This window comes from Marinoscillum pacificum (genome assembly GCF_024714495.1).
Lineage (GTDB): Bacteria > Bacteroidota > Bacteroidia > Cytophagales > Cyclobacteriaceae > Marinoscillum > Marinoscillum pacificum.
On sequence record NZ_JAMZMJ010000002.1, the window covers coordinates 487,327 to 511,989 of the forward strand.

Sequence of the window (24,663 nt, forward strand, 5' to 3'; positions counted from 1 at the left end):
TGATCATATAATGGTCAATACCTGTGCCAAATTAGCGACTGTGCCATAAATGGTATTATCTTTAACCAGATTTGAAAGAAACTGTCTGTTAGACATGTTTTAAGATCGAGCCTGAATGCGAATATTTTTAGCCATCATATGTATTGCCTACATTTTGCAGCCTTCAACTGCACAGAGAATCGCCACCAAAAAAATAAGCACCGACTCTCTGCCTGAAAATGTCATCCTCAATATTTACAACTTCAAAAACATCAATCAGAAAGCTGATTTTTATGATGCAGACAAGTTGAAACAAATCCGAAAACTAGAAGAGGCCAAGGATTGGGAAAAGCTGTTTGAAGTCTTAAAAGACTATGTGGCAAATTTTGGTATTCAAAACTTCTACAAAGACACTCGACTCATTTGGAGATTAGCAAAACTAACAGAGCTATTCGGAGATCCGGAGGAGGCTAAGCATTTGTATCGGTTAGTACTTCGCCATCACTATACAGGTATTAATATTCAAGAAATTGAATTGTACTATGACTCACTAAATAAACAAGAAGCTGATTTGTACGTCCCTCTGGATTATTACTACGAGTTAGTTGAGTACAGAAAACTAATAGATACCCTGAGACCTCCAAGAGGAATACTCCTCAACATGGGCAAGGAAATCAACAGCAATAAAGCAGATTACGCACCTTCTCTGAACGTACAAAACAATGTTTTGATATTCACCTCTCAACGGAATGAGACGGAAATTAGCATCAAACGAACATTTAGTGAGGATCTATTCTTCAGTATCAAAGATGACTATGGAAACTGGACCACTGCTGAAGAACTGACACAATTGAATTCGAGATATAAAGAAGGCTCAGCGGTTTTAACTCGAGACGGGCAAACCATTTATTTCTCCAGATGTGATTGCTCAGATTGCTATGGGGATTGTGATTTGTTCTCTGCTAAACTTCAACAAGACAGTACCTGGGGCGAAGTGAAAAATTTAGGTTCTAGAGTTAATAGTGTTAGCTGGGATTCACACCCTTCGCTATCTCATACCGAGGACACACTGTACTTCGCATCTGATAGGCTTGGTGGGTTTGGATTATCTGACATCTATTTCACTTACAAAGACAAAAACGGATTGTGGTCAAAAGCTCAGAACATGGGTCCGGTGATCAATACCAGAAACAATGATGTCAGCCCATTCTATCATCCCATTTATGACGTACTGTACTTCGGGTCGAATGGTCAGTTATACAATTTTGGAGAATATGACATTTTCAAGTCTCACTTGATCAATAATAACTGGTCTGAGCCAATCAATATAGGCCCTTTGGTAAATGGACGTGGCAGTGAGTATTACTTCACGATTGACAACAAAAGTGAGTTGTTGTTCTATGCGAGATCTACATCTCGTGACCTGAACAAACAAGACATTTACTCTTTTCCACTTCCAATGTCTGCTCAGCCATTGGCTACAACCAGGGTAACTGGATCGTTAACCGATTCAATTACAGGAAAGCCATTTAAAGGAATCGTGTCTATTATCGATTTAGATGAAGGAATTGAAGTGGCTCCTAAATACTTAAGGGATGATGGTAGTTTCGAGTTTGATTTAATAGATCAACGCAACTACCTATTGGTCATACAAGGAGATGATTTCTTTAGAATAGAAGATGCTTTCTTTTTGGATGGCAACATGGAGCTCAAGAAGGTTACTGAGCCCTTGGCAAGTCGTGTGAAGTTTGAATCCATAGAGTTTGACAATGGAAAGTCATCCCTTAAACAGGAGATGTATGGTGACCTCAACAAAATCATCAACTTCCTCTATGATAATCCGGACTTTAAACTAAAAATCTCTGGACACACAGACAGCTACGGATCAGAGGATTTCAACCTTCAGTTATCTAAAGATCGTGCTAGAAATATTCGAGACTATGTTGTTGAGTTTGCAGGTGTAGCTCCTGACAGAGTAAGCTGGGAAGGTTACGGAAGTTCCAAGCCTATTATTGAAGAAAATTCAGAGGAAGCTAAGGCGATCAATCGCCGAGTGGAATTCGAAATATTCCGTGAGGGAAATCAAGAAGAAGAGGAAGAAAATTAATCCTTCCTCTCCATTTCATATCTTAAAATAACTTATAAACGTCGTTGAAGATAGCATAGGTCATCAAACCTAAAAGTAGAACCATCCCTACTTTCTGAGCATTTTCAAGGAATTTATCACTTGGCTTTCTGCCAGTTACAATCTCCCAGGTCAAGAACATTACGTGACCTCCATCAAGTGCTGGAATCGGCAACAAATTCATGAAAGCCAATACCATCGAAAGCAATCCTGTAATTCTCCAGAAGTTTGCCCAATCCCACTCACCTCCGAAGAACTGAGCTATTCCAATTGGACCAGATAAAGATTTAGAAGGAGAAACGTCTCCTGAGAACATCTTACCGAACGCCTTGATGTTCAAAAATACCACGTTGAATGCCTGAGCAGTACCAGCACCTAAAGATTCGCCCAGTGTGAAATCTCTATGTGACAAAGCCAACATGGAGGTATCCTGTACCACACCAAAACCTAAGGTGCCTTCTTCAGTCACATCCAGATTCAGTTCTTTCTCAACACCATCTCTTAGAACAACGGCAGATATACTTTTTCCTGACATGTCATCCAAAACAGCACTGAATTGATCAAAATACTGAATCTTCTGATCGTTTAGTGAGATAAACTTATCCCCTTGCTGTAAACCACCTTTTTCAGCATTGCTTTCCTTTTGAATCTGCCCAACAATGAAAGGCATTCTCACGCTAAAGAAATCAACGTTCTTGTCAGACAGTTTATCCATAATATCATTAGGAATATCAACTCTTAGTTGCTGTCCATCACGCTCTACGGTATAGTATCCATCAGTTCCTAACAAAACTTCCGGGCTTCTAAGATCCATCAACTTTTCAAAATCCTTACCATTGACATTGATCATCTTATCACCGGTCTGAAGACCAAGTTGTTGTGCCAAATCATAAGCCACAATACCGTGTTTATTTAATTCTTGCTTGGTGATGAAGTTTTCACCTCTAGAATAAACGATAAGAATAAAAATGAACACACCGGTGATCACATTAACAATAATGCCTCCCAGCATTACAATCAATCGTTGCCATGCAGGCTTGGCTCTAAACTCCCAAGGTTCAGGTTCTGCACTAAGTGTTTTGGTATCCAATGACTCATCGATCATTCCAGTGATTTTCACAAAACCACCTAAAGGAATAGCTCCAATAGAGTATTCTGTTTCGCCAATTTGCTTACCCCAAATTTTTGGAGGGAATCCAATAGAATATTTCTCCACTCTCATTCCAAAAGCCTTGGCAGCTAATAAGTGCCCCAATTCATGCAGCCCTACTAAAATTGATAATCCCAACAACAGTTGGGCGGTCATAATCAATCCTTCCATTTATTCTATTTAATTAATTCTAATGCTTTAATTCTTGTTTCCTTATCGGTATTAATAAAGTCTTCCAGACTTGGCTGTTTCACAAACGAAACCTTCGCCAAGCAATCTGCAATGACGTCTGATATTTCTAAAAAACCAATCTTATCTTTCAAAAATTCACTTACAGCAATTTCATTGGCTGCATTTAGAATACAAGGATGATTACCTCCTTTTCCTAAAGCGTCATAAGCGAGCTGTAAATTACGAAATGTCTCAGTATCTGGCTTTTCGAAAGTAAGCTGGGGATATTGGGCAAAATCAAACCTAGGATAATCTGCCTTGAATCTATCCGGGAATGTCAGCGCATACTGTATTGGCAAACGCATATCCGGCAATCCGAGTTGCGCTTTTATAGATCCATCCTCAAACTGCACCATGCTATGGATGATACTTTGTGGATGTACTACTACTTCAATTTGATCTAAACCTGTTCCGAACAACCACTTGGCTTCAATCACTTCCAGCCCTTTATTCATCAAAGTTGCTGAGTCTATGGTGATTTTAGCTCCCATATCCCAATTAGGGTGTTTAAGTGCTTGTTCTTTAGTTATCTGAAGTAATTCTTCGCGTTTTCTTCCCCTGAATGGTCCTCCAGAAGCTGTTAAAATCAGCTTTTCAATTGGATTTTGATACTCCCCAACTATACATTGGAAAATCGCAGAATGCTCAGAGTCGACCGGGAGAATATTGCTTTTATGCTCCATGGCTAGTTTAGTCACCAGCTCACCAGCAACTACAAGTGTCTCCTTGTTAGCCAAAGCAATATCCTTACCACTTTCTATGGCTTTTACTGTTGGAACTAGTCCTGAGTATCCAACCAAAGCGGTCAGCACTACATTAACATCTTCCATCTGTACTACATGACTCAGTGCACTGTCTCCAGCATACACTTTGATGTCACGACTATCCAAAGCATCAAACACCTTATCGTAATGATCTTCGTTGGTGATAACCACAGTGTTTGGCTTGAACTGGATGGCTTGTTGTACTAGTAACTCCCAATTATTTTGAGCTGTGAGTACTTCAACAGTAAAATGATCTGGATGTCTCTCTACCACATCCAGAGCTTGGGTCCCTATGGAGCCAGTGGAGCCAAGAATGGCTATATGCTTCACTTTATCCATTAAATCCTCTGAAATTGGTAATCTGTGTTAATATCATAGCTTGAATTTAATGATCTCATCAGCAATTTTACGATCGTTAGATAGTCTAGGAACTTTATTTTGTCCTCCTAGTTTGCCAATTGATTTCATATACTCGATAAACGCATCATTGCGCAATTTGATAATTCCCAGAGGTCTCAGAATAGAGCCCGTAATGAGATCATCATAGTACGTGTTGCGTTTGCGAAGCTGCAAATCTAATTCTTTTTCGAATGCCGATATATCTGACGGTTCTGAAGCAAAAGAAACATACCATTCATGCAATGGAAGTCCTTCTTTCGGAGTAACATTTGGCGCCACAGTAAACTCTACTAATTCGGTTTCTGGAAACTTCTCACAAGTTGCTTTCATAGCCTGCTCCACCTCTTCACCTATCACGTGCTCGCCAAAGGCAGAGATAAAATGCTTGATTCTACCGGTTACCAATAATCGATAAGGATCCTTACTGACAAACTTAACAGTATCTCCGATAGAATATCCCCACAAGCCGGCGTTACTATTGATCACCAAAGCATAATTAACTCCTAACTCCACTTCCTCAATAGATAATCGAGAAGGATTTTCATTGAAGTACTCATCGGCAGGAATAAACTCAAAAAAGATTCCAGAGTTGGCTAAAAGCAACAATCCTGGCTCTGTTTGAGTGTCCTGATAAGCAATAAAACCTTCTGAAGCAGGATAAGTCTCTATGGAAGGAATCACCTTTCCGATTGTCTCAAACAACTTCGCTCGGTAGGGCTCAAAATTCACTCCACCATAAACGAACATTTCAAAGTTGGGAAAGATGTCCTTGATAGACTTCCCAGTTTTCTCTTTTAATCGATCAAAATACATCTGCACCCATGGCGGAATACCTGAAATGAGTGTCATGTTTTGATTATAGGTCTCCTCAACAATCGTATCTACCTTTTGCTCCCAATCCTCAATGCAATTGGTCTCGTAACTAGGCATTTGATTGGTGCGCAGGTATCCTGGCACGTGATGATTCACAATTCCTGAAAGTCTTCCAGTATGAATCCCAGCTTTTTGATCCAGTGTTGGTGCTCCTGACAAGAAGATCAGTTTACCATCCAAAAACATCCCCTTGCCTGTTTCATGCACATACGATAAAAGTGCATTTCTTGCCGAATTGATGTGATTGGGAATGGACTCCTTAGTAATAGGAATGTATTTGGTGCCACTTGTAGTCCCTGAGGTTTTCGCAAAGTAAGTTGGCTTACCTGGCCACAACACATCGCTCTTACCTTCCAGCACCTGCTGCACATAAGGCTTCAAGCCTTCATAATCCTGTACCGGCACGTGCTTTTTAAAATCATCATGAGATTTGATATCTCCAAAACCATGATCCTTTCCAAACTGAGTATTGGATGCACTCGATACTATCTCGTGAAAAATCTTCTGCTGATAGAGCCCTGGATTGGAAGACCATTTCTTGGTTTGTCCATTGATATAGGCCGCAAATGGCTTACTTAATACAGATCTGAATCCCATAGTGAAAATTACTGTAGCTCAAAATAACATAATGCCCTTTCTAATTCCTAACAAACACAAAATGGTAATTGACAGATTAAAATTTTAGCATCATTTAACATAACATTTTTACGGAATTCACATATATATGAGTGTAATTAAGGAATTAGAGTTTCTTAACGTTTATACAAATGAAAAAGTCATACATCTATATTGTCGCATTATCAAGCATATTCTCCGCTATTGGTGGGAGCATAATCACTGTTCATTTATTAAAGAACAATCAAGAAACACCGAAAACAGAATTTACAAACACTAGTCAGAGCGACGAAGCTATTGCTGGGTTTACCCCGCAATTGACGAGCGCGAGAACTTATCTTCCAGATAATAGCGAGGATTTTGTTTTGGCATCCAATAAAAGCCAATCGAGTGTAGTGTTTATCCAAACACTCAATGAGTACGAATACAGAACAGGGAGTTGGTTAGATTGGTTTTTCGAACCAAGAAACTCTCAACAGATTGGAAGTGGTTCCGGTGTAATTCTATCGAAAGATGGATACATCGTCACCAACAATCACGTGATTGATGATGCTGATCGAATTCAAGTGGTACATGGCAAAAGAACTTATGATGCGGAGTTGGTAGGCACCGATCCTAGTACTGATTTAGCAGTTATTAAAGTGAATGTTTCAGATCTCCCTCCCATTGCATTTGGTAATTCAGATGACTTGAATGTAGGAGAATGGGTACTTGCTGTAGGAAACCCATTCAATTTAACATCTACGGTTACTGCTGGAATTGTTAGTGCCAAAGGGCGTAACATCAACATCTTAAAAGACAAATTCCCAATAGAATCTTTCATCCAAACTGATGCTGCCATCAACCCTGGAAATAGTGGAGGCGCGCTAGTTAACACTCAAGGTGAACTTGTTGGTATCAACACAGCCATTCTTTCTAGAACTGGCACCTATGCAGGATATGGATTTTCAGTACCATCAAACATCGTCAAGAAAGTTTATGAGGACATCAAACGATATGGAGAAGTACAAAAAGCATTCACCGGAGCTGAGTTCGTTGACATCAATAGTGAGTTGGCTGACCGTATGGAATTGCAAAACCTCAATGGTGTGATAGTGGCTAATGTTCAGCGTGAGGGAGCTGCAGCCAGTAGTAACCTGGAAAAAGGAGATGTCATTCGAAGTGTGAATGGCAAGCGAATAGAAAGCAAAGCTTATCTGGAAGAAATGATTGGAAATCTATATCCTGGTGACAAACTCAACCTAACTGTAGAGCGTGAAGGCAAGCAGATCGAAAAGTCAATCACTTTAACCAATAGAGAAGGCGGTACTGGCATCCTGAAAAGAGAGATATTCACTTCAGAATGGCTCGGAGCTCGTTTCGAGAATGTATCTAAAGTAGAACGAGACCTTCTGGGCATTAAAAACGGAATCAAAGTGATTGATTATAAACGCACAGGCCCGTTTGCTGAACTAGGAATTCCAGAAGGATTCATTGTGACCAATATTAACAACACCCTCATCGAAAGCCCAAAAGAGTTCGCTGAAATACTAGAAAAAATTCAAGGACGAGTTATTATCGCAGGAATAGACAAAAGAGGAAGAAAAGTATACTATCCGTACCGCTTTTAAGCTACGGCAGTTCTAATCTTCAGCTTCTTTTTTAGTTCGTCAATGGCAAATCGGAATTTAGCATTCGTATCGATCATGTCATTGACAGACTGTACTGCATGAATAACAGTAGAGTGATCTCTTCCTCCAAAATGGTATCCAATAGACTTTAAGCTATGATTCGTATAGTCTTTAGAGAAATACATGGCTACCTGACGAGCAATTACAATCTCCTTCTTACGAGTCTTGGCTTTTAAATCCTCTAATTCTACTTTGAAGTAATCAGATACGGTTTTCTGGATGTAGTCAATACCTACCTCAGAATCGATATCAGTAACGATATTTTTCAAGATTTGCTTGGCCAACTCCAAATCAATTTGGGTCTTAGCAAGCGAAGCATGGGCGATAAGCGAGATTACCACACCTTCTAGCTCTCGAATATTCGTATCAACTGTATAAGCAATATACTCAACTACCTCATCAGGAATACTGATACCATCAGCCTGCATCTTGGTTTGGATGATTGCCATTCTTGTTTCAAAATCAGGAGCCTGAACATCGGCAGTTAATCCCCACTTGAATCTAGACACCAATCTTTCCTGAAGACCTTTCAAATCTTTAGGAGCACAATCAGAAGTCATGATGATTTGTTTACCACCTTGATGTAAGTGATTGAAAATATGGAAGAAAATTTCTTGTGTCTTTTCCTTCTCTCTTAGGAACTGAACATCATCCAGAATAAGGACATCTACTTCTTTATAGTAGTTGATGAAATCCTGAAGGTTGTTGTTTCTTAGAGCATCAATGAATTGATTGGTAAACTTCTCAGAAGCAACGTAGATAATTTTTTTCGTATTATCTGCTGAAATGATTTCATTACCAATAGCCTGAACAAGGTGCGTTTTCCCAAGGCCTACTCCACCGTAAAACATCAACGGATTGAATGAAGTAATGCCTGGTTTCTGTGCAACGGCAAAACCTGCTGATCTTGCTAAACGGTTGCAGTCACCTTCAATAAAATTATCGAATCTATAAGAAGAGTTAAGATTTGAGTTGTTCTTTAACTCACGATAAAAGTCTGGATTCTTGTAGGCATCGTATCCATTGACACGATTTTTATTGTGATTATTGCTTCCTCCTGATACGCTAACCGTTGTTGGCTGCACAGAGTCATTACCACGATCTACTACAACAGAATATTCCAATCTCCCATTTTCGCCGATTTGAGATTTGATTGCCTGCTTTAGTAAATGCACGTAGTTTTCCTCCAGCCACTCGTAAAAGAATTGACTTGGAACCTGTATTGTCAACACCTCATTATGAAGTCTGACAGGCTGAATTGGCTCAAACCAGGTTGAAAAACTTTGAGCAGGAATGCGCTCTCTTATAAATAAGAGGCATTTTTCCCATGTCTCTACGTGCATCGGCGATTTAAATTTTTACTTTGGAAAACAGACCAAAAAAGATACCCTTTCAGATTAGGGGGACATCAAAATTGTGGATAAATTTTTTAAGAAAAAAATGACATTTGCTCTTGACTTTTTATAATCCTTTTATCCGCCTAAAAAAGCACGGTTTAACTCTAATTTTCTTGAAAAAATACAAGTAGATTTTTTAGAGCTAAATTTACTGTGAGACGGCTTGGTGATTTCATAAATTTGACCATCATGAAAAACAACATCCCCAATTTTAACGAATTCCCAAAAACATCCTACCAAGAGTGGGAAAACGCTGCCACAAAATTACTGAAAGGCAAATCTCCAAAAGAAGCGCTTCAATGGTCAATCGTAAACGGCATCAATTTAGGAGCTTATTATGATGAGTCCAATTCCATATCCACTAACTATATCAACGAAATCCTAGAGCCAACTGATTCTTCAGAGTGGATTCAATACGAAAGAGTCATTGTTGTCAATACAAAAGAAGCCAATGCGCATGCGAAACAGGCATTGATGAATGGGTGCTCAGGCATTTTATTTCAGGGTGATTTAACATCCTATAATATAGATGAGTTACTGGACGGAATCGAACCAGCACATTGCCAATTGGCTTTCAACAATTCTGGAGTACCGATAACGATCAACCAATCTATTGATGGTTTTGGAAAAGGATGCACTGCTTTTGGAGATCAGTTTAGAGAATTGATTGAAATTGATAACAGTGAAATCAACGAGCAAGTAGTTCTTGCCATGATGAATCTTTTCGAGTCCAAGGCCAAATTGACAATCTCGTTGGAAATCGGAACAGATTTCTTCCATGAATTATCCAAAATTCGAGCAATTAAGCTTTTAGCTAAAGGACTTGAAAAACTCCATAAAAAAGTATTTGATTTCACCATCCATGCCACCTTATTAAAAGGAACTGATGAGAGCAATCACTTATTAAGACAAACTACTTCTGGTATTGCAGCCATTATTGGTGGAGTAGACAGCATCACCTTCAATCCAGGAGAAACCTCCTGGGCAGCCAAAGGATCACATCGCATCAGCAGAAATATCGGAAATCTGATTCGTCATGAGTCCAAGATGAGCACCATTCAATCTGCAGCAAACGGATCTTTCTTTATTGACACACTTACGGATCAGCTTGCTCGCTTAGTTTGGACACAATTGGATGATGTATTTACATTAAATAAGTCTTTTGAAGAAGCCTTTACTATTGCAAAAACTTCGCCAAGCCCTAATTTTTCTCAGTTAGGCTATTCCGCTGGGGTTCCCCCATTCCTGCGTGGACCCTACGCAACGATGTATGCCGTAAGACCATGGACTATCAGACAATATGCAGGCTTCTCCACAGCAGAAGAGTCTAATGCATTTTATAGACGCAATTTAGCAGCTGGTCAAAAGGGACTTTCTGTGGCATTTGATTTGGCAACGCACCGGGGCTATGATAGTGATCACCCTCGAGTTTCTGGAGATGTGGGTAAAGCGGGAGTTGCTATTGATTCCGTTGAGGATATGAAGATCTTGTTTGATCAAATTCCACTAGATGAAATGTCAGTCTCCATGACCATGAATGGAGCGGTAATTCCTGTAATGGCCTTTTATATAGTAGCCGCAGAAGAACATGGAGTAACTCCAGAAAAATTGACTGGAACCATTCAGAATGACATTCTCAAGGAGTTCATGGTGCGCAATACGTATATCTACCCTCCTAAACCTTCCATGCGAATCATCGCAGATATTTTCAGATATACCTCAGAGAAAATGCCGAAATTCAACTCTATCAGTATCAGTGGCTATCACATGCATGAAGCAGGCGCTACTGCTGCGATTGAGCTCGCTTTTACCCTTGCGGATGGCGTAGAATACATCAAAACAGGCCTGGAAGCAGGCATCAAAATCGATGCATTTGCTCCGAGACTTTCTTTCTTCTGGGGAATAGGCATGAATTTCTTTACTGAAATCGCCAAAATGCGAGCTGGAAGAATCCTATGGGCGAAATTGGTCAATCAATTCAATCCGGAAAGTGATAAATCACTCGCACTTAGAACACATAGCCAAACATCAGGATACAGTTTAACAGCTCAAGATCCATACAACAATGTTGGTAGAACCGCTATTGAAGCTTTGGCCGCTGCATTTGGGCATACGCAATCCTTGCACACCAATGCACTAGATGAAGCCATCGCTTTACCGACAGATTACTCTGCAGCCATCGCCAGAGAAACTCAGAAGTATCTGCAAAGTGAAATTAACATCACACAAGTAGTAGATCCTTGGGGTGGATCTCACGAGGTGGAGAAATTGACCAACGATCTAATCAATGAAGCCTGGGAAATCATACAGGAAGTTGAAGAAATGGGCGGTATGGCCAAGGCCATCGAATCTGGCTATCCGAAAATGAAAATCGAAGAAGCCGCGGCGAGAAAACAGGCTAAAATTGATTCAGGAAAAGAAATAATAGTAGGTATCAATCGATTTGCCACGGATGAAAAAACCGAAATAGATCTACTGGAAGTTGATAACAATGAAGTACGAAACAAGCAAATAGCCAGACTTGAATCAATCAAAGCCTCTAGAAATCAGGAAGCAGTAGATCAAACTCTAAAAGCGATTACCGAAGCATGCAAGAACAATACTGGCAACTTATTAGAACTTGCCGTAAATGCTGCACGCGAACGGGCAACCTTAGGAGAAATCTCAAATGCTATGGAAGAGGTATTCGGAAGATACCAGGCAAAAAACGAAACAATATCAGGCGTGTATTCATCAGAAATCAAACAAGACGAACACTTCAAAAACGCTAGAGAACTGGCCGATAAGTTTGAAGAAATGGAAGGTCGAAGACCAAGAATACTTGTCGCTAAAATGGGTCAGGATGGTCATGACAGAGGAGCTAAAGTAATTGCCACAGCATTTGCTGATCTGGGCTTTGACGTAGATATGGGACCACTATTCCAAACACCAGAAGAAGTAGCTCTACAAGCAGCTGAAAATGATGTTCACATGGTAGGTGCATCTTCCCTGGCTGGAGGACATAAAACCTTGGTGCCCGAATTGGTACAAGAACTTAAAAAAATTGGTAGAGAAGATATCCTGGTAATAGCAGGAGGCATCATTCCTGAAAATGATTATCCATTCTTAAAAGAAGCTGGTGTATCATTCATCTTTGGCCCAGGAACAGTGATCTCCAAGGCAGCAAGTGAGATTCTTGACAATATGCTGTAATAGAACTCATTTGACTACTTGCCAAAGAGCATAAAAAAACCCTGACAAATCAAATCTGTCAGGGTTTATATTTTATAAGAACTTTTCTAATTACTCAGCAAGACCATTTTTGATCAAGAAACCTTCGTAAAGCTCCTGAAAATCTTCGATATCTGGAGACATTTTGATTGCTTCTTCATACTTAGTCAATGCATCTAGAATCAAACCATTTTCTTCATAGAAAGAAGCGTAGATGATTTTGTTAAGCGGAGAATCCTCAGAAACCTCGCTCTTCAAGTTAGCAAGACCTTCTTGAACCTCAACTTTGTCACCAGACTTAACTTTCTTGATTCCGATTTCACCAGAAGAGATCTCTTCATCACCTTTCTTTTGAATCTTAACAAGGTATAAGCCCATATCATAAGCTAATGCCTCATCAGAGAAATCAAGTTCGATAGAAGTTTTGTCAGTTTCTTTTGAGAAAATCTCTTCATTGAAGATGTTCTCAATTTTCACTACGTAAAGATCTCCTTCTTCCATACCTTCTGGAGCATCCCATCTAAGGATAGCTGTACTACCAAGAAGATCTGCTTGTGATGGAGCCATCACATTGATTGCTGCCGAACCAGTAGCTCTGGAAACCGCTCCAGTTGCATTCATTCTTGATCTGTAGCTTCCACCCTCTTCTTCGTTCATTTTGTTCATTACGAATTGAGCGTATCTGCTAGCGATACTTGAACTTCCAGTACTGATATTCTTCTCAATGTCTGACACCTTTTTAGTACCGGCACCTCTGATTTCAGTGGTTTTACCAGTCTTGTGCATCAAACCAATATATGCACCTTCCGATGCAATGATCTCATCTCCTGAATTAAGCTTGGCACCAGTCTTTAGCGTTTCAGCTTGAGCGCTACCAGCTTTCTTAATTTGGTTTTCACCTTTGTTTGCTAATACTCTAAAAGCATAATCCTGAGCGGTGACGATAGTGCTTACTAGCATCATACCAGCAACAAAAGCATAAGAAATAAACTTTCTCATAATCATTTAGCGTTTGTATAAAATGTGTTGTAAAGTTATAATTTATCAACTTTAAAAAGAGACTTTCGCCCCTCTTTGGTAAATGAATTTTTTACTACTCCGTAATACACCTCCAAAGAATCACCTGCTAAGGCCACTGCAGCCAGGGCTACTCCGATTTCTGCTTTGAAGCTGTACAACTCTAGTATATATATGACCCCATATGTCAAAACACCAATCTCTAATAGCTGGAATAGTTTGGTGATCCCGTCATACCATTTTGGAATCTTGCGATAGATAAGCGAAAATAATGCCACATTTAAAAAACATAATACAATCGCAAAAATATAGCCTGCTCCATCACTCATATCATCGATATAATCCCTGTTTAAGATCATTGATATGATATTGGCATGGACAACTCCACCATACATATCAGGAAATGCTCTACCGATATAAATCTCATTTAATGGAGTGTAGAATTTATCTTCGAAAGACTCTCTGTCTCCCAGATATCTTCCTAAATAACAAAACATTACTACTTTGTCCTCTATAATATCTGGAGTGAAGTTTTCTTCAAATACATCAGCTACATCCAGTGCATAATATTTATTACCAAACTTGGTAGCTCCATAATCAAGCACATTGCCACGGTAGTTGATAATTTCTTCAAGATTGTTTCTTGCTAAAAAATCAGCTGCAGCTAAAGAATCATATTGTTCTGCCATTTTAACTGCAAATGCCACATGATTCACTCCATTGATTTCTTGTTGAGGAATGAATGTTCTACACATTTTCAACTCTTCTTGTGTATCGGCATCCGTCACCAAATTCACAAAAGCATTGTGATTGGCAAAAGAATTAAATACTTCCCAAGAATAAGCCACCGTATCATTGGTCGGATCTTCCTCATCCAGCAGAAGTTTTTCTGCCAAAATCAGGTTTTCTACACTCTCAAGACCAGACATCAACATCATATCACCTTCTGGATCATCTTCATGTGGATCGTAAAAGAAGGAGTCAATACCGATACATGCAGGATTGTATTTAGCAATAATCTGTAACATCATCCCAATTTCACCTCTACTTAGGTTGCTGAGGTTGACCAGTACTACTCGATCATCTGCCACAGGATCATCCCGAAGTTGTGAAAACACAATGTCAGTAAGCTCCATATCACCAAAAGCATTACCAATAGGGTCAAATACGTCAAAGATCTTGAATGCTGTGAAACTGTTGAACAGTCCCATCAAGCCGAAAATGAATATGGTTCCGAATATTACATCTAACCAGAACTTTCTAAACATACTTTTTAACTGTTAGCGGGTGATTAAAAAAGATTTTACTTTACCCGCAATTAACCAGCATTCGGCCACAGATCAAATGCAATATAAGTAAAATATAATTTTTTATTGAAATTAATCAATTTTTCAATCAAAATACATATAAAAAAATGAAAGATCGAGCAATAAACAGACCCTCATTAGACGAACTGGCCAAAGGTATCGATCAATCTAACCGAATCATCCTTAGTCGGGCTATCACGGTCATAGAGAGCAAATTAGCATTTGACCAGAAGTTAGCAGCGAACTTATTGGATCAAATCATCCCACAAACCGGCAAGAGCATACGAATAGGCATTACAGGTGTTCCAGGAGTAGGTAAGAGCACGTTCATTGACACGTTTGGATCTTACCTCACATCTATTGGAAAAAAAGTGGCCGTACTATCTATTGACCCCAGTAGTTCTATCACCAGAGGAAGTATTCTTGGTGACAAGACTCGAATGAACAGATTATCCAAGGATCCAAATGCGTATATCAGACCGTCTCCATCTGGAAATTCGCTGGGAGGAGTGGCTCAGAAGACCCGAGAAACTATACTATTATGTGAAGCTGCAGGATATGATGTCATCATTGTAGAAACAGTAGGTGTGGGACAGTCTGAAACGAGTGTAAAAGACATGGTAGATTTCTTCCTACTGCTAATGCTTGCTGGTGGTGGTGATGAGCTTCAAGGAATAAAACGTGGCATTATGGAAATGGCTGATGCTTTGGTGATCAATAAAGCCGATGGTGACAATATCAATTCAGCCAAACGAGCGAAAAAGAACTATACGAACGCTCTTCATTTACTTCCTCCTCATGAAGGTGGATGGATAGTACCTGTAGAACTGTGTTCGGCCGTTGAAGAAACAGGCATTGATAATATCTGGAAAATGATGTGTGATTTTGAAGCTAAACTTTCTGGAAATCGCTTCTTAATAGAGAACAGAAGAAGACAAAACTTAAAATGGATGCATGAGCTCATCAAATTAAAATTGGAAGAGAGCTTTTATCATAATCCAGAAAAAATCGACAACATCAAAGAAATGGAAAAACAGGTAACTGCCGGCGAACTATCAGTCCGCCATGCAGTCACACAGTTATTTAGTTAAACGCAAAGCCGTTTGGTCCTCGACCTACATCGAAGGTTCCGATTAATGACCCTTCGCTTGAAATTTTTAATACAGATCCCGCTTCGATAAATCCAGCAGCGTCAGTTACATAAAGAACGTCATCTGGACCTACTGCCAAACCATAATAAGAGAACAGACTAGTAGATGTATATATTTCCTGAGCATCAGCTGTTCCTGATGTATTGATAGAATAAATAGCTGGCCCTACTGAATAAAACAACTTAGTGCCATCTACATTCACATCAATCTTTCCATTGAAATTAGCCTCAAGTTCTACTGTTGTTTTAATATCACCAGTTGCTGCATCCAATTCAACCAATTTTCCATCATTTGCTGGCGCCCAATTTTCGTCATATCCCCCCTGACAAGACACCCATACATCACCTTGAGCATCTACTACAAGTAATTTAGGTGAAGTTCCCACTTCAATATCAGCAGTAACTGTCTCAGAATTTAGGTCAATTAGACTAACTGTGGTTCCAAAATTATTTGCTACGAACAATTTCTCCCCTGCTAATTTCACTCCTTCAGCACCGTACCCTACTTCTATTGACTTTGAAATATTTCCCGATTCCAAATCAAAAATGGTCACTTGCCCAGGATCAGTGAAACTCACCCATTCGGTTACATACCCATTATCTTCATCAGAATCCATGTATCTAGGAAGAGCTACATCATCTATCGTATACTGACTCTTTAAACTATCAGATAGGCTTACGACCTCTATTTTATTGGAGTTGTTTACCACAGCAAAAAGCAAATCACCAGAAATATGAAGTGACTGAACTACATCGCCTAGATCTTTCGCATTTACACTAGCGAATAAATCATTGCTTACTTCACCTTCGCTACTGATAAAGCTTAAAGAGCCATCACCCTCACCAAAATTCCCTTCGTTGGAAACAAAAACACCTCCATCAAACTGACCCACAACTTCCGGCTCTGGATCATTGCCATCACATGCAGCTAAAATTGAAATAACCGCTAAAAAGAAAAGTGATTTAAAAAACGTATTCATCGATTGTAATTGATAATTAATTGTAACTGATAATTTCTACCAGGCATGGCCCGATTGTTTAAATTCTCATAATTGGCATCCAACAGATTATTGATGGATGCATTAGTTGAAATATCAAAAAGTGGTAGCTCAAACTCTCGACCCAATGTAAAATCAAGAATAAAAAATGGAGCTACCGATGACCTTTCTGTATTGTCAAGTGTCGTGTATCGCTTTCCTGTAAAATTGGAATTCAAGCTATAGTTAAAATATTTTTTGACTTGATGCTGCCAACTGATTCGAGCATTATGTTCTGGAGTATAAGGGAGTAATTTTCCTGAATTGGAACCTGTTTTGTTAACAGATCTATTAAAAGTATAGGAAGCGTTCAGTGTGTAGACACCCAAAAGATCACCTGTAATTGCAAGCGAGGATTCTAATCCAGAGATCTCCACTTCTCTAAAGTTCTGCGGAACCCAATATCCTGCTTCCGATGGCAACCAGACGATCCAATCTTCAGACCATGTTTGATATCCACCTATCTTAATGGAAACACCATTCAACACAACGGGTAATTGCAGGTCGAATTCACCATCCAGGGTTTTACTCTTTTCAGGCTGCAAATCAGGATTACCTCCAGGTGTCCAGTGCCGGTCATTTAGTGTAGGATATCGAAACCCGAAGGCAAAACTTTCATTGAAACTAAGCTTAACCTTCTCGCCTTGAACAATAGCAAACTGATTGCTCCAAGAAGGAACAAATGGAGACTGATCTGCATAAAACGATTGACGAAGATTAAGAACCGACTGCCACGAAAGAAATGGCTTTGCACTGACAGAAGTAAAAGCATCAGCCTGCAAATCATGAAATCTATCCGAATAACTATCTGAGGAAGCAGTAAATAGGTTAGTATTTCCCCCAACCCGAATTTCCAATTGATCATTCAGCTGATACCAATATGAGATTAAGGAAGAATATTGATTTCCTGTCGTTTGATCCGTTTCATTGTAGACCTGATCGTTTTGCAAATACGCCAAAGTAACATTCAGGCTACTTTTAGACCATTCCTGATTTGCTCCGAAGGCCAAGCGAGTATTTTTGGTCAACAACTCGTCTTGAGAAGTTGGAGCACTCTTGGTCGGTTGTATCTCTCGATCATTTACGAAATATTGAAAGTCAGCGAAAAGACTTGTTCCATATAAAGTTGAATAAGAAAACTGCTGCTTGATGCCTTTCATCAATGACGATGCATTGTTCTGACGAAGGGTTTCACCATTGTAATCGTATTGAAAGTCATTCTGTAAAAAGGAACGATAAAGGTTCGTATGTGCTTTGAACCTACCTTGACCATAGGTTGCTTTGATACCCGTCTTGAGTTCACCGAAACTTCCTAATCCTAGTAAAAGTGAAGCCCTGTCGGACTGATGAGCAATATCAGAATCGACTAAAACGGAACCTCCTATTGCTCCACTTCCATAAAGAGAGGAATTGGCACCAGGACTTAGTTGCAATTGATCCATCATCCATGTTGGCCATTGTGAAAAGTCCATTTGCCCTAGCGTGGGATAATTTGCAGGAATTCCATGCCACAGGACATTGGTCTGGCTAGCAGAAGTACCTCGAAAAGCTACCGTAGCTAATTGTCCATTGCCATACGACTTAAAATAAATGCTGCTTTGCTGAGAAAGAGCTTTCTCAAGAGATGAGCTTTCGTCAAAGCTAATTGATTGTAGCTGGCTCCCTGTGGTAAATCGCTCAAACTGAAGTGCGGATACGGTGATCGCCTCGAGCTGGACGGTATCTTCCTGAGCTAACACGAAGCGTGTCAGCGACAACAAAACAACATACACACATATTCTCGAGACCATGAATCAAACCTTAACAGTTCATTCAAAGCCATCGGAAAAAAGTATTAGAGTATGGAAAACCCAGAGGTGTTCTATCTCCTTTGCTTTCAACCCGAAGCTTGGAATTAAAAAAGATCGTGGCAGGTCTCCTGGCTTTTCCTGATTTGTCGCCTTCCCACACTTCGATATAGTCAGCGCAGTGGCATGATGAGACAAATCGTCAATCGGAAATTACAGTTGCGGGGACAGCTTCGGATTTACACCGAATTCCCTTTTAATACTGACATGCGAAGCATCGTCAATAACCATAATCGGATGCAAATGTAGGCAGTACCTTGAGATTTTTTACTGGTCTTAAATTTTTTATTCAATTTTGACCCATGAAGTATTGGGTCTTAGCATTTACCACATTTTATATTTTTGGCTGTCAATCTAATCAGCAAGAGCAGTCTACTGAGTCAACCTATCAGACGTCTGGCCAATTAGAATTTGCCACCAATTTCACATTCTCCAATAATGAATTAGTCGTTTCAAAACCTTGGCCTGGAGCCGTAAAACCAAAGGTTTATCCTCTTCAGGATTCCATCAAACGAGTCGTTGTTACTTCTACGACACACCTCCCTTATTTGGAATTGTTAGGTCTTGAAGATCGATTAGTTGGCTTTCCAAACACCAACTACATCAGTTCGGACAAAATCAGAAACTTAGTAGATGAAGGAAAAGTAAAAGACCTGGGAACGGATGGAAATATTAATCTGGAAATACTGATATCACTCAATCCAGATGCAGTGATCGCCTTTGATATGGGAAGTGAATCTTCTTCCTTGGACAAAATCGCTGAAGCTGGAATTCCGGTGATTTACGACGCGGACTATCTGGAATCGTCTGCTCTAGGTAGAGCCGAGTGGATCAAATTTTTCGGGGCATTGTTTCACAAAGAAGCTGAAGCAGACTCTATTTTCTCAACGATTGTCAACACCTATGATTCGCTGAAGACATTAACTGCATCAATAGAAAATCGTCCTAGCATAGTTAGTGGAGTACTATATGGTGATGTGTGGTTTTTACCGGGCGGAAAAAACTGGGCCTCCGGTTTCTTCAAAGATGCTGGTGGACATTATTTATGGGAACAAGATTCTACTGGCGGATGGCTGGAACTAAGTTTCGAGTCTGTTTTTGATAAGGCTAGAACCGCCGATTACTGGATCGGAACAAGTACCTTCAATTCTGCAACTGCCCTAAAAGGTCAAGACGAACGCTATGCTGATTTTGACGCATTCCAAAATGGCAAACTGTATAATTACAGCAAGAGATTGAATGAATTTGGAGGCTATGATTTTTTTGAATCAGGCTATGCGAGACCTGACTTGGTACTAGCAGATATGATTAAGATTCTGCACCCAGAATTACTTCCAGAATACGAAACCTACTATTACGAACAACTTCAATGATCCATCAGCACCTGGAAGAATCGAAACAGAAATGGATTAAGGTATTGATCAGCCTGAGCATAACCATGGTGTTTTGTTTTGGACTAAACCTATGCTTTGGATCTGTATCAATTGGTCTTGGAGAGGTATTTGATTTCTTCACCTCAGGTTCTACTGGAAACAATGGCTGGGATTTAATCCTGAGAAACTTCAGACTTCCAAAAGCGCTTACGGCCTTGCTTGTTGGCAGTGCACTAAGTGTGAGCGGATTGCAAATGCAAACCCTTTTTAGAAATCCTTTAGCAGGGCCTTATGTACTGGGAATCAGCTCTGGAGCAGGTCTTGGAGTAGCCATAGCCATCTTTTTAGGGTTTTACATTGGAGGATTTCTTGAACTTAGCGGAATAGGAAGAAGTTGGTTGCTAGTTGCAGCAGCGGGACTTGGATCTCTTTCTGTGCTCTTGATTATATCTCTCGCTGCTTCCAGGATCAAGGATAGCGTCACATTACTGATCATCGGCTTAATGTTTGGTGCTGCTTCTGGAGCGTTTGTCAGCATTTTGCAATTCTTTAGCCAGGCAGAAAACATTCAAGCGTATGTAATCTGGTCATTTGGAAGCTTAGGCAGTTTGAGTTGGGCTGAATTATCTGTTTTCATCCCTATTCTAGTGATTGGACTGATCCTTTCAATTCTATTGAGCAAACCGCTTAATACATTGTTGCTCGGTGAAAACTATGCAGTTAGCCTGGGGTTAAACCTAAAGCGAACCAGACTATTAATCATCATCAATACGGCGATTTTAGCAGGAACAGTCACAGCCTTTTGTGGTCCTATTGCTTTCTTTGGAATAGCCATTCCCCATTTAACCAGAATGCTTTTTAACACCTCAAACCATTTATTTTTAACGCCATTGGTGATCCTCTTTGGAGGAACTCTCATGTTGGTTTTTGACTTTATCGCTCAGCTTCCGGGACTAGAAACGACCTTACCAATCAATGCTGTTACCGCACTTTTCGGAGCACCTTTTGTCATCTACATCCTGATGCGTAAACGAAACCTAAACTATAGTTACTGATGGGTGTTTTGGAGGTTAAAAATTTATCCATCGGATACCGGAATAAGGATCAGGTTAAGGTCATCCAACATGATATCAATGTCAGCCTTGAAAAAGGACAGATCATCTCCTTGATGGGTCAAAATGGTGTCGGAAAAACTACTTTCATTAAAACCATCTCAGGGCTGCTCGATCAACTTGGAGGTGAGATTTTATATGGAGGAAAGTCCATTGCAAAGCTCTCCAAACTTGAGCTTGCGCAGCAATTGAGTGTGGTACTCACAGAAAAACCCTACAGCCAAAACCTCTCAGTTTTGGAACTTATCGCCATTGGTAGACACCCTTATTCTGGTTGGCTGGGCACACTTTCATCTCATGATAAAGAAATCATTGATTGGGCTATTTCTGAAACACATATCAATTACCTGGCAAATCGAAAAATTTACGAACTAAGTGATGGTCAGCTCCAAAAAGTAATGATTGCTCGAGCGCTGGCACAGGAAACAGACATCATTCTATTAGATGAACCTGCCGCTCACCTGGACCTTTACAACAAAATAGAAGTGATGGTTCTTTTAAGAGAAATTGCTCGAAAGGGAAAGGCCATTCTTATTTCTACGCATGACATGCAAGTCAGTACGCAGCTTTCAGATAAGCTTTGGTTATTCAACTTCAACAAACCTGTTGTGCAGGGAAGTCCAGAAGACTTGATTCTCGATGGCACGCTGGAGCAAACGCTTTACCTGCAAGATTATGGCTATGACATGATTCATGGCACGGTAGATCTTGATCAAAATGGACGCTCTATTCATGTAACAGGTGATGAAAAAGTCGTTTACTGGACTCAGCAAGCTCTAAAAAGAAACGGTTATCGACTGGAAGAGAATGCTGAAGTAACAGTTCTTGCTAATCCAAACTCATGGAAATTAAATGTTGCCCAGCAGACATTTGAACTGAATACCATTACAGAATTGGTATCTAAACTCAATGATTTATAGTTTAAACTCAAGTCCAATGTTCTTCTTATTTAAGTGAGAAGATAACGGCGGTTTAGTAAACATTGATCTGACCTAAAATGAGAGTTTTATTCACTTCCTACCTCCTATTCATAACACTTCTATCTTCTGCTCAGTCCGACCCATTTTTCACGAACGCTAATCAATTTTTCCAAAACTCGGTCAAGTACGGATTGGTAGATTACCAGTCAATAAATGAAAACCCGAGCCTATTAAATACCTTAACTGATCAAATAGCCAATTATCTAATCGCTGGCAAAGAACCTGTAACGCAGAAGGCTTTTTATACCAATGCTTACAACATTTTGGTCATCAAACAAGTGGTTGATAATTTACCCATTAAAGGCCCATGGGATGTCAATGGTTTTTTTGACACGCAAAAATTTGAGGTAGCCGGCCAGATGGTCACACTGGATGAACTAGAGAAAAACATTCTTTTCTCAGCATTTCCTGATCCTAGACTTCACTTTGTCCTGGTTTGTGCAGCTGTAGGATGCCCACCAATCGCTGATTATGCATTTGTACCAGATTCATTGGAATCTACTCTCCAAAACAAAACAGAGGAAGTACTCAACATTGATTGGTATGTGCGTGTTTCGAAAAAGCAAACAGCAGTTTCCAAAGTATTCGAATGGTATCGTCCCGATTTTGTTTCTGATTCAACGACCGTTTTGGACTATGTCAACCAATTTCGAGTGATCAAGATTCCAGCCGAGCATGAGATCACCACCTATGATTATAACTGGGAATTGAACGATTCCAACAGTGAATTCCGATACTAAACAACCTAATTCCGTTCTTTAAAAACTTCGCTATCTTGTGATTTAAGCACATGAGAACGATTGCATTTTATTACCAAATCATTCAATGAATTAAATATTTTATTCAAAATAACGATAGCGTATACGGCAAAAGCTACTATTTTCATAATTCAACACCTCTGACAAAACCCATAGGGTGCTCTGATAAAGGTCACCTGTACAGCTCACGTTTTTTAGCCCCTGAGTGAGTTGCCTAACATACCTTTGTCTTCGTTAAACACCACGAGTTATGACTAGCCAACGAATCAAATTACTGATTTCAATTTTGCTACCTGTCACTGTATTATTGTTACCTATTTCAGCTTTTCAAATAGAAGGTCTGACAATAGTTGAACAACGTGTCATAGCAATTTTCTTGATGGCAGCATTGTTTTGGATTCTTGAACCTATTCCAATCTATGCTACTTCTCTGTTGATCATTTTTCTGGAACTGATCATGGTATCCACCAAAGGATTGAAGTTCATTATTACACCGGACTCACCTGAGGAATTTGGAACCTTAATCAGTTACAAGGACATCATGCACACCTTTGCCTCTCCAATCATCATTCTGTTTTTGGGAGGGTTCTTTCTAGCGATGGCTGCTACGAAATATCGTCTGGATCAAAACCTGGCCAAAGTGTTGTTGAAGCCTTTCGGTGAGAACCCAAAATGGGTAATGCTTGGATTAATGATCATCACCGCGCTTTTCTCCATGTTTATGAGTAATACAGCAACTACAGCCATGATGCTTTCAATACTAGTGCCAGTGCTTGCGGTTTTCTTACCTGGAGATAAAGGAAAGGTAGCCTTTACACTAGCTGTGCCATTTGCGGCAAACGTTGGAGGAATTGGTACACCAATCGGAACACCACCAAATGCAGTAGCTCTAAAATACCTAACCGGGCCAGATTACATTTCATTTGGATCATGGATGGCAATGGCACTTCCTTATGTGATTGTGTTACTTTTGTTTGCCTGGGGTTTACTTCTTTTATTTTATCCAATTAGCACGCCAAAAATCAAGCTTACCATTACTGGAAGCTGGTTGAAGAATAGAAAAGCCTACATCGTTTATGCTACTTTCGGATTAACGATCCTGCTGTGGTTGACAGATTTCATACATGGAATGAACTCTTACACAGTTGCCATGGTACCTGTAGCAGTCTTCTCTGCTTTTGGCATCATCAACAAAAATGACTTGAAGAATATCAGTTGGGATGTGCTTTGGTTGGTATCTGGAGGTATCGCTTTAGGTCTGGCTCTTGAGGCGAGTGGACTGGCTGAACGTTTGGTAAACACCATTCCGTTTGGCACATTTTCTCCATTGATCATCATCGTGTCTGTCACTGTGATAGCGATGCTAATGGCCAACTTCATGTCTCACACGGCTACATCTAACTTAATTCTGCCATTGGTAGCCGCTCTTGGTACTTCTATCATGAGTCTTGGACCACTTGGTGGCAATAAAATGATTGTGTTGGCTACTACTATCTCTTGTTCTATGAGTATGGCTTTGCCAATTAGTACACCTCCAAATGCGTTAGCTTTCGCAACAGGAACTCTTGAAACAAAGCAAATGGCCAAACCAGGAGTGATCATCGCCATCGTAGGATTGATATTGAATTACGCACTCATGTATGTTCTTGACATCATTGGGTTCTTCTAA

General features: G+C 39.9%; 16 protein-coding genes, 2 pseudogenes and 1 riboswitch. Of the genes and pseudogenes, 10 read left to right on the forward strand and 8 right to left on the reverse strand.

Going from position 1 to position 24,663, the window contains the following annotated elements; genetic code table 11:
* Positions 1-115: 115 nt before the first annotated feature.
* Positions 116-2,086: an OmpA family protein gene (locus NXS00_RS09000; RefSeq protein WP_258098837.1), complete on the forward strand. Its 1,971-nt coding sequence runs from the start codon at positions 116-118 to the stop codon at positions 2,084-2,086.
* Between the two features lie 22 nt (positions 2,087-2,108).
* On the opposite strand, the gene rseP is transcribed toward NXS00_RS09000, so the two are convergent.
* From rseP to NXS00_RS09015, 3 genes are read right to left on the reverse strand one after another with little or no spacing between them, the layout of a single operon-like run.
* Complete coding sequence (gene rseP / locus NXS00_RS09005; RefSeq protein ID WP_258098838.1) at positions 2,109-3,425, reverse strand: RIP metalloprotease RseP; 1,317 nt, start codon at positions 3,423-3,425, stop codon at positions 2,109-2,111.
* A 5-nt stretch (positions 3,426-3,430) separates the two neighbouring features.
* Positions 3,431-4,588: a 1-deoxy-D-xylulose-5-phosphate reductoisomerase gene (locus NXS00_RS09010; RefSeq protein ID WP_258098839.1), complete on the reverse strand. Its 1,158-nt coding sequence runs from the start codon at positions 4,586-4,588 to the stop codon at positions 3,431-3,433.
* A 33-nt stretch (positions 4,589-4,621) separates the two neighbouring features.
* Entirely contained in the window at positions 4,622-6,118 is a 1,497-nt protein-coding gene (locus NXS00_RS09015) for a GH3 auxin-responsive promoter family protein (protein WP_258098840.1), read from the reverse strand.
* A gap of 170 nt (positions 6,119-6,288) precedes the next feature.
* Between NXS00_RS09015 and NXS00_RS09020 the strand changes: the two genes are divergently transcribed.
* Positions 6,289-7,746 (forward strand): trypsin-like peptidase domain-containing protein, encoded by a 1,458-nt coding sequence (locus tag NXS00_RS09020; RefSeq protein ID WP_258098841.1) that lies wholly within the window; start codon positions 6,289-6,291, stop codon positions 7,744-7,746.
* On the opposite strand, the gene dnaA is transcribed toward NXS00_RS09020, so the two are convergent.
* Positions 7,743-9,149 carry a chromosomal replication initiator protein DnaA gene (gene dnaA, locus NXS00_RS09025; RefSeq protein ID WP_258098842.1) on the reverse strand — a complete coding sequence of 469 codons (1,407 nt, stop codon included), beginning with the start codon at positions 9,147-9,149 and terminating at the stop codon, positions 7,743-7,745. The genes NXS00_RS09020 and dnaA overlap by 4 nt on opposite strands.
* A 768-nt stretch (positions 9,150-9,917) precedes the next feature.
* Between dnaA and NXS00_RS26980 the strand changes: the two are divergent.
* Together NXS00_RS26980 and scpA are read left to right on the forward strand one after the other, a co-directional pair.
* A pseudogene (locus tag NXS00_RS26980) lies at positions 9,918-10,334 on the forward strand (methylmalonyl-CoA mutase family protein); the annotation flags it as partial.
* Between the two features lie 84 nt (positions 10,335-10,418).
* Positions 10,419-12,395 (forward strand): annotated as a pseudogene (gene scpA / locus NXS00_RS09030) (methylmalonyl-CoA mutase); the annotation flags it as partial.
* Between the two features lie 90 nt (positions 12,396-12,485).
* On the opposite strand, the gene NXS00_RS09035 reads toward scpA, so the two are convergent.
* Together NXS00_RS09035 and NXS00_RS09040 are read right to left on the reverse strand one after the other, a co-directional pair.
* Entirely contained in the window at positions 12,486-13,412 is a 927-nt protein-coding gene (locus NXS00_RS09035) for a hypothetical protein (protein WP_258098843.1), read from the reverse strand.
* Positions 13,413-13,447: 35 nt separating this feature from the next.
* Positions 13,448-14,698 (reverse strand): CHASE2 domain-containing protein, encoded by a 1,251-nt coding sequence (locus NXS00_RS09040; protein ID WP_258098844.1) that lies wholly within the window; start codon positions 14,696-14,698, stop codon positions 13,448-13,450.
* Between the two features lie 146 nt (positions 14,699-14,844).
* Between NXS00_RS09040 and meaB the strand changes: the two genes are divergently transcribed.
* A complete protein-coding gene (gene meaB, locus NXS00_RS09045) occupies positions 14,845-15,828 on the forward strand; it encodes a methylmalonyl Co-A mutase-associated GTPase MeaB (RefSeq protein ID WP_258098845.1) in 984 nt (327 codons plus the stop codon).
* Here meaB and NXS00_RS09050 read toward each other — a convergent pair.
* Positions 15,821-16,867, reverse strand: coding sequence for a DUF5074 domain-containing protein (locus NXS00_RS09050; RefSeq protein WP_258098846.1), 1,047 nt, complete (start codon positions 16,865-16,867; stop codon positions 15,821-15,823). The two genes, meaB and NXS00_RS09050, sit on opposite strands and share 8 nt — an antisense overlap.
* A complete protein-coding gene (locus NXS00_RS09055) occupies positions 16,864-18,714 on the reverse strand; it encodes a TonB-dependent receptor plug domain-containing protein (RefSeq protein WP_258098847.1) in 1,851 nt (616 codons plus the stop codon). The genes NXS00_RS09050 and NXS00_RS09055 overlap by 4 nt, the downstream gene beginning before the upstream one ends.
* Positions 18,715-18,815: 101 nt before the next feature.
* Positions 18,816-19,018: riboswitch (cobalamin riboswitch) on the reverse strand.
* Between the two features lie 55 nt (positions 19,019-19,073).
* Here NXS00_RS09055 and NXS00_RS09060 point away from each other — a divergent pair.
* The 5 genes from NXS00_RS09060 to NXS00_RS09080 all read left to right on the forward strand — a co-directional run bounded on the left by NXS00_RS09060 (position 19,074) and on the right by NXS00_RS09080 (position 24,663).
* The gene (locus NXS00_RS09060) at positions 19,074-20,144 is read left to right on the forward strand and encodes an ABC transporter substrate-binding protein (RefSeq protein ID WP_258098848.1); all 1,071 of its coding nucleotides are present in this window, start codon (positions 19,074-19,076) and stop codon (positions 20,142-20,144) included.
* Complete coding sequence (locus NXS00_RS09065; RefSeq protein WP_258098849.1) at positions 20,141-21,199, forward strand: iron chelate uptake ABC transporter family permease subunit; 1,059 nt, start codon at positions 20,141-20,143, stop codon at positions 21,197-21,199. Before NXS00_RS09060 ends, NXS00_RS09065 begins: the two co-directional genes overlap by 4 nt.
* A complete protein-coding gene (locus tag NXS00_RS09070; protein WP_258098850.1) occupies positions 21,199-22,176 on the forward strand; it encodes an ABC transporter ATP-binding protein in 978 nt (325 codons plus the stop codon). The genes NXS00_RS09065 and NXS00_RS09070 overlap by 1 nt, the downstream gene beginning before the upstream one ends.
* A gap of 77 nt (positions 22,177-22,253) precedes the next feature.
* Positions 22,254-22,976, forward strand: coding sequence for a DUF547 domain-containing protein (locus tag NXS00_RS09075; RefSeq protein WP_258098851.1), 723 nt, complete (start codon positions 22,254-22,256; stop codon positions 22,974-22,976).
* 268 nt (positions 22,977-23,244) lie between these two features.
* Positions 23,245-24,663 carry an SLC13 family permease gene (locus NXS00_RS09080; RefSeq protein ID WP_258098852.1) on the forward strand — a complete coding sequence of 473 codons (1,419 nt, stop codon included), beginning with the start codon at positions 23,245-23,247 and terminating at the stop codon, positions 24,661-24,663.

Coding starts and splice junctions, on each gene's coding strand:
- NXS00_RS09000 (WP_258098837.1), top strand. CDS start 116: ATGCGAATATTTTTAGCCATCATATGTATTGCCTACATTTTGCAGCCT.
- rseP (WP_258098838.1), bottom strand. CDS start 3,425: ATGGAAGGATTGATTATGACCGCCCAACTGTTGTTGGGATTATCAATT.
- NXS00_RS09010 (WP_258098839.1), bottom strand. CDS start 4,588: ATGGATAAAGTGAAGCATATAGCCATTCTTGGCTCCACTGGCTCCATA.
- NXS00_RS09015 (WP_258098840.1), bottom strand. CDS start 6,118: ATGGGATTCAGATCTGTATTAAGTAAGCCATTTGCGGCCTATATCAAT.
- NXS00_RS09020 (WP_258098841.1), top strand. CDS start 6,289: ATGAAAAAGTCATACATCTATATTGTCGCATTATCAAGCATATTCTCC.
- dnaA (WP_258098842.1), bottom strand. CDS start 9,149: ATGCACGTAGAGACATGGGAAAAATGCCTCTTATTTATAAGAGAGCGC.
- NXS00_RS09035 (WP_258098843.1), bottom strand. CDS start 13,412: ATGAGAAAGTTTATTTCTTATGCTTTTGTTGCTGGTATGATGCTAGTA.
- NXS00_RS09040 (WP_258098844.1), bottom strand. CDS start 14,698: ATGTTTAGAAAGTTCTGGTTAGATGTAATATTCGGAACCATATTCATT.
- meaB (WP_258098845.1), top strand. CDS start 14,845: ATGAAAGATCGAGCAATAAACAGACCCTCATTAGACGAACTGGCCAAA.
- NXS00_RS09050 (WP_258098846.1), bottom strand. CDS start 16,867: ATGAATACGTTTTTTAAATCACTTTTCTTTTTAGCGGTTATTTCAATT.
- NXS00_RS09055 (WP_258098847.1), bottom strand. CDS start 18,714: ATGGTCTCGAGAATATGTGTGTATGTTGTTTTGTTGTCGCTGACACGC.
- NXS00_RS09060 (WP_258098848.1), top strand. CDS start 19,074: ATGAAGTATTGGGTCTTAGCATTTACCACATTTTATATTTTTGGCTGT.
- NXS00_RS09065 (WP_258098849.1), top strand. CDS start 20,141: ATGATCCATCAGCACCTGGAAGAATCGAAACAGAAATGGATTAAGGTA.
- NXS00_RS09070 (WP_258098850.1), top strand. CDS start 21,199: ATGGGTGTTTTGGAGGTTAAAAATTTATCCATCGGATACCGGAATAAG.
- NXS00_RS09075 (WP_258098851.1), top strand. CDS start 22,254: ATGAGAGTTTTATTCACTTCCTACCTCCTATTCATAACACTTCTATCT.
- NXS00_RS09080 (WP_258098852.1), top strand. CDS start 23,245: ATGACTAGCCAACGAATCAAATTACTGATTTCAATTTTGCTACCTGTC.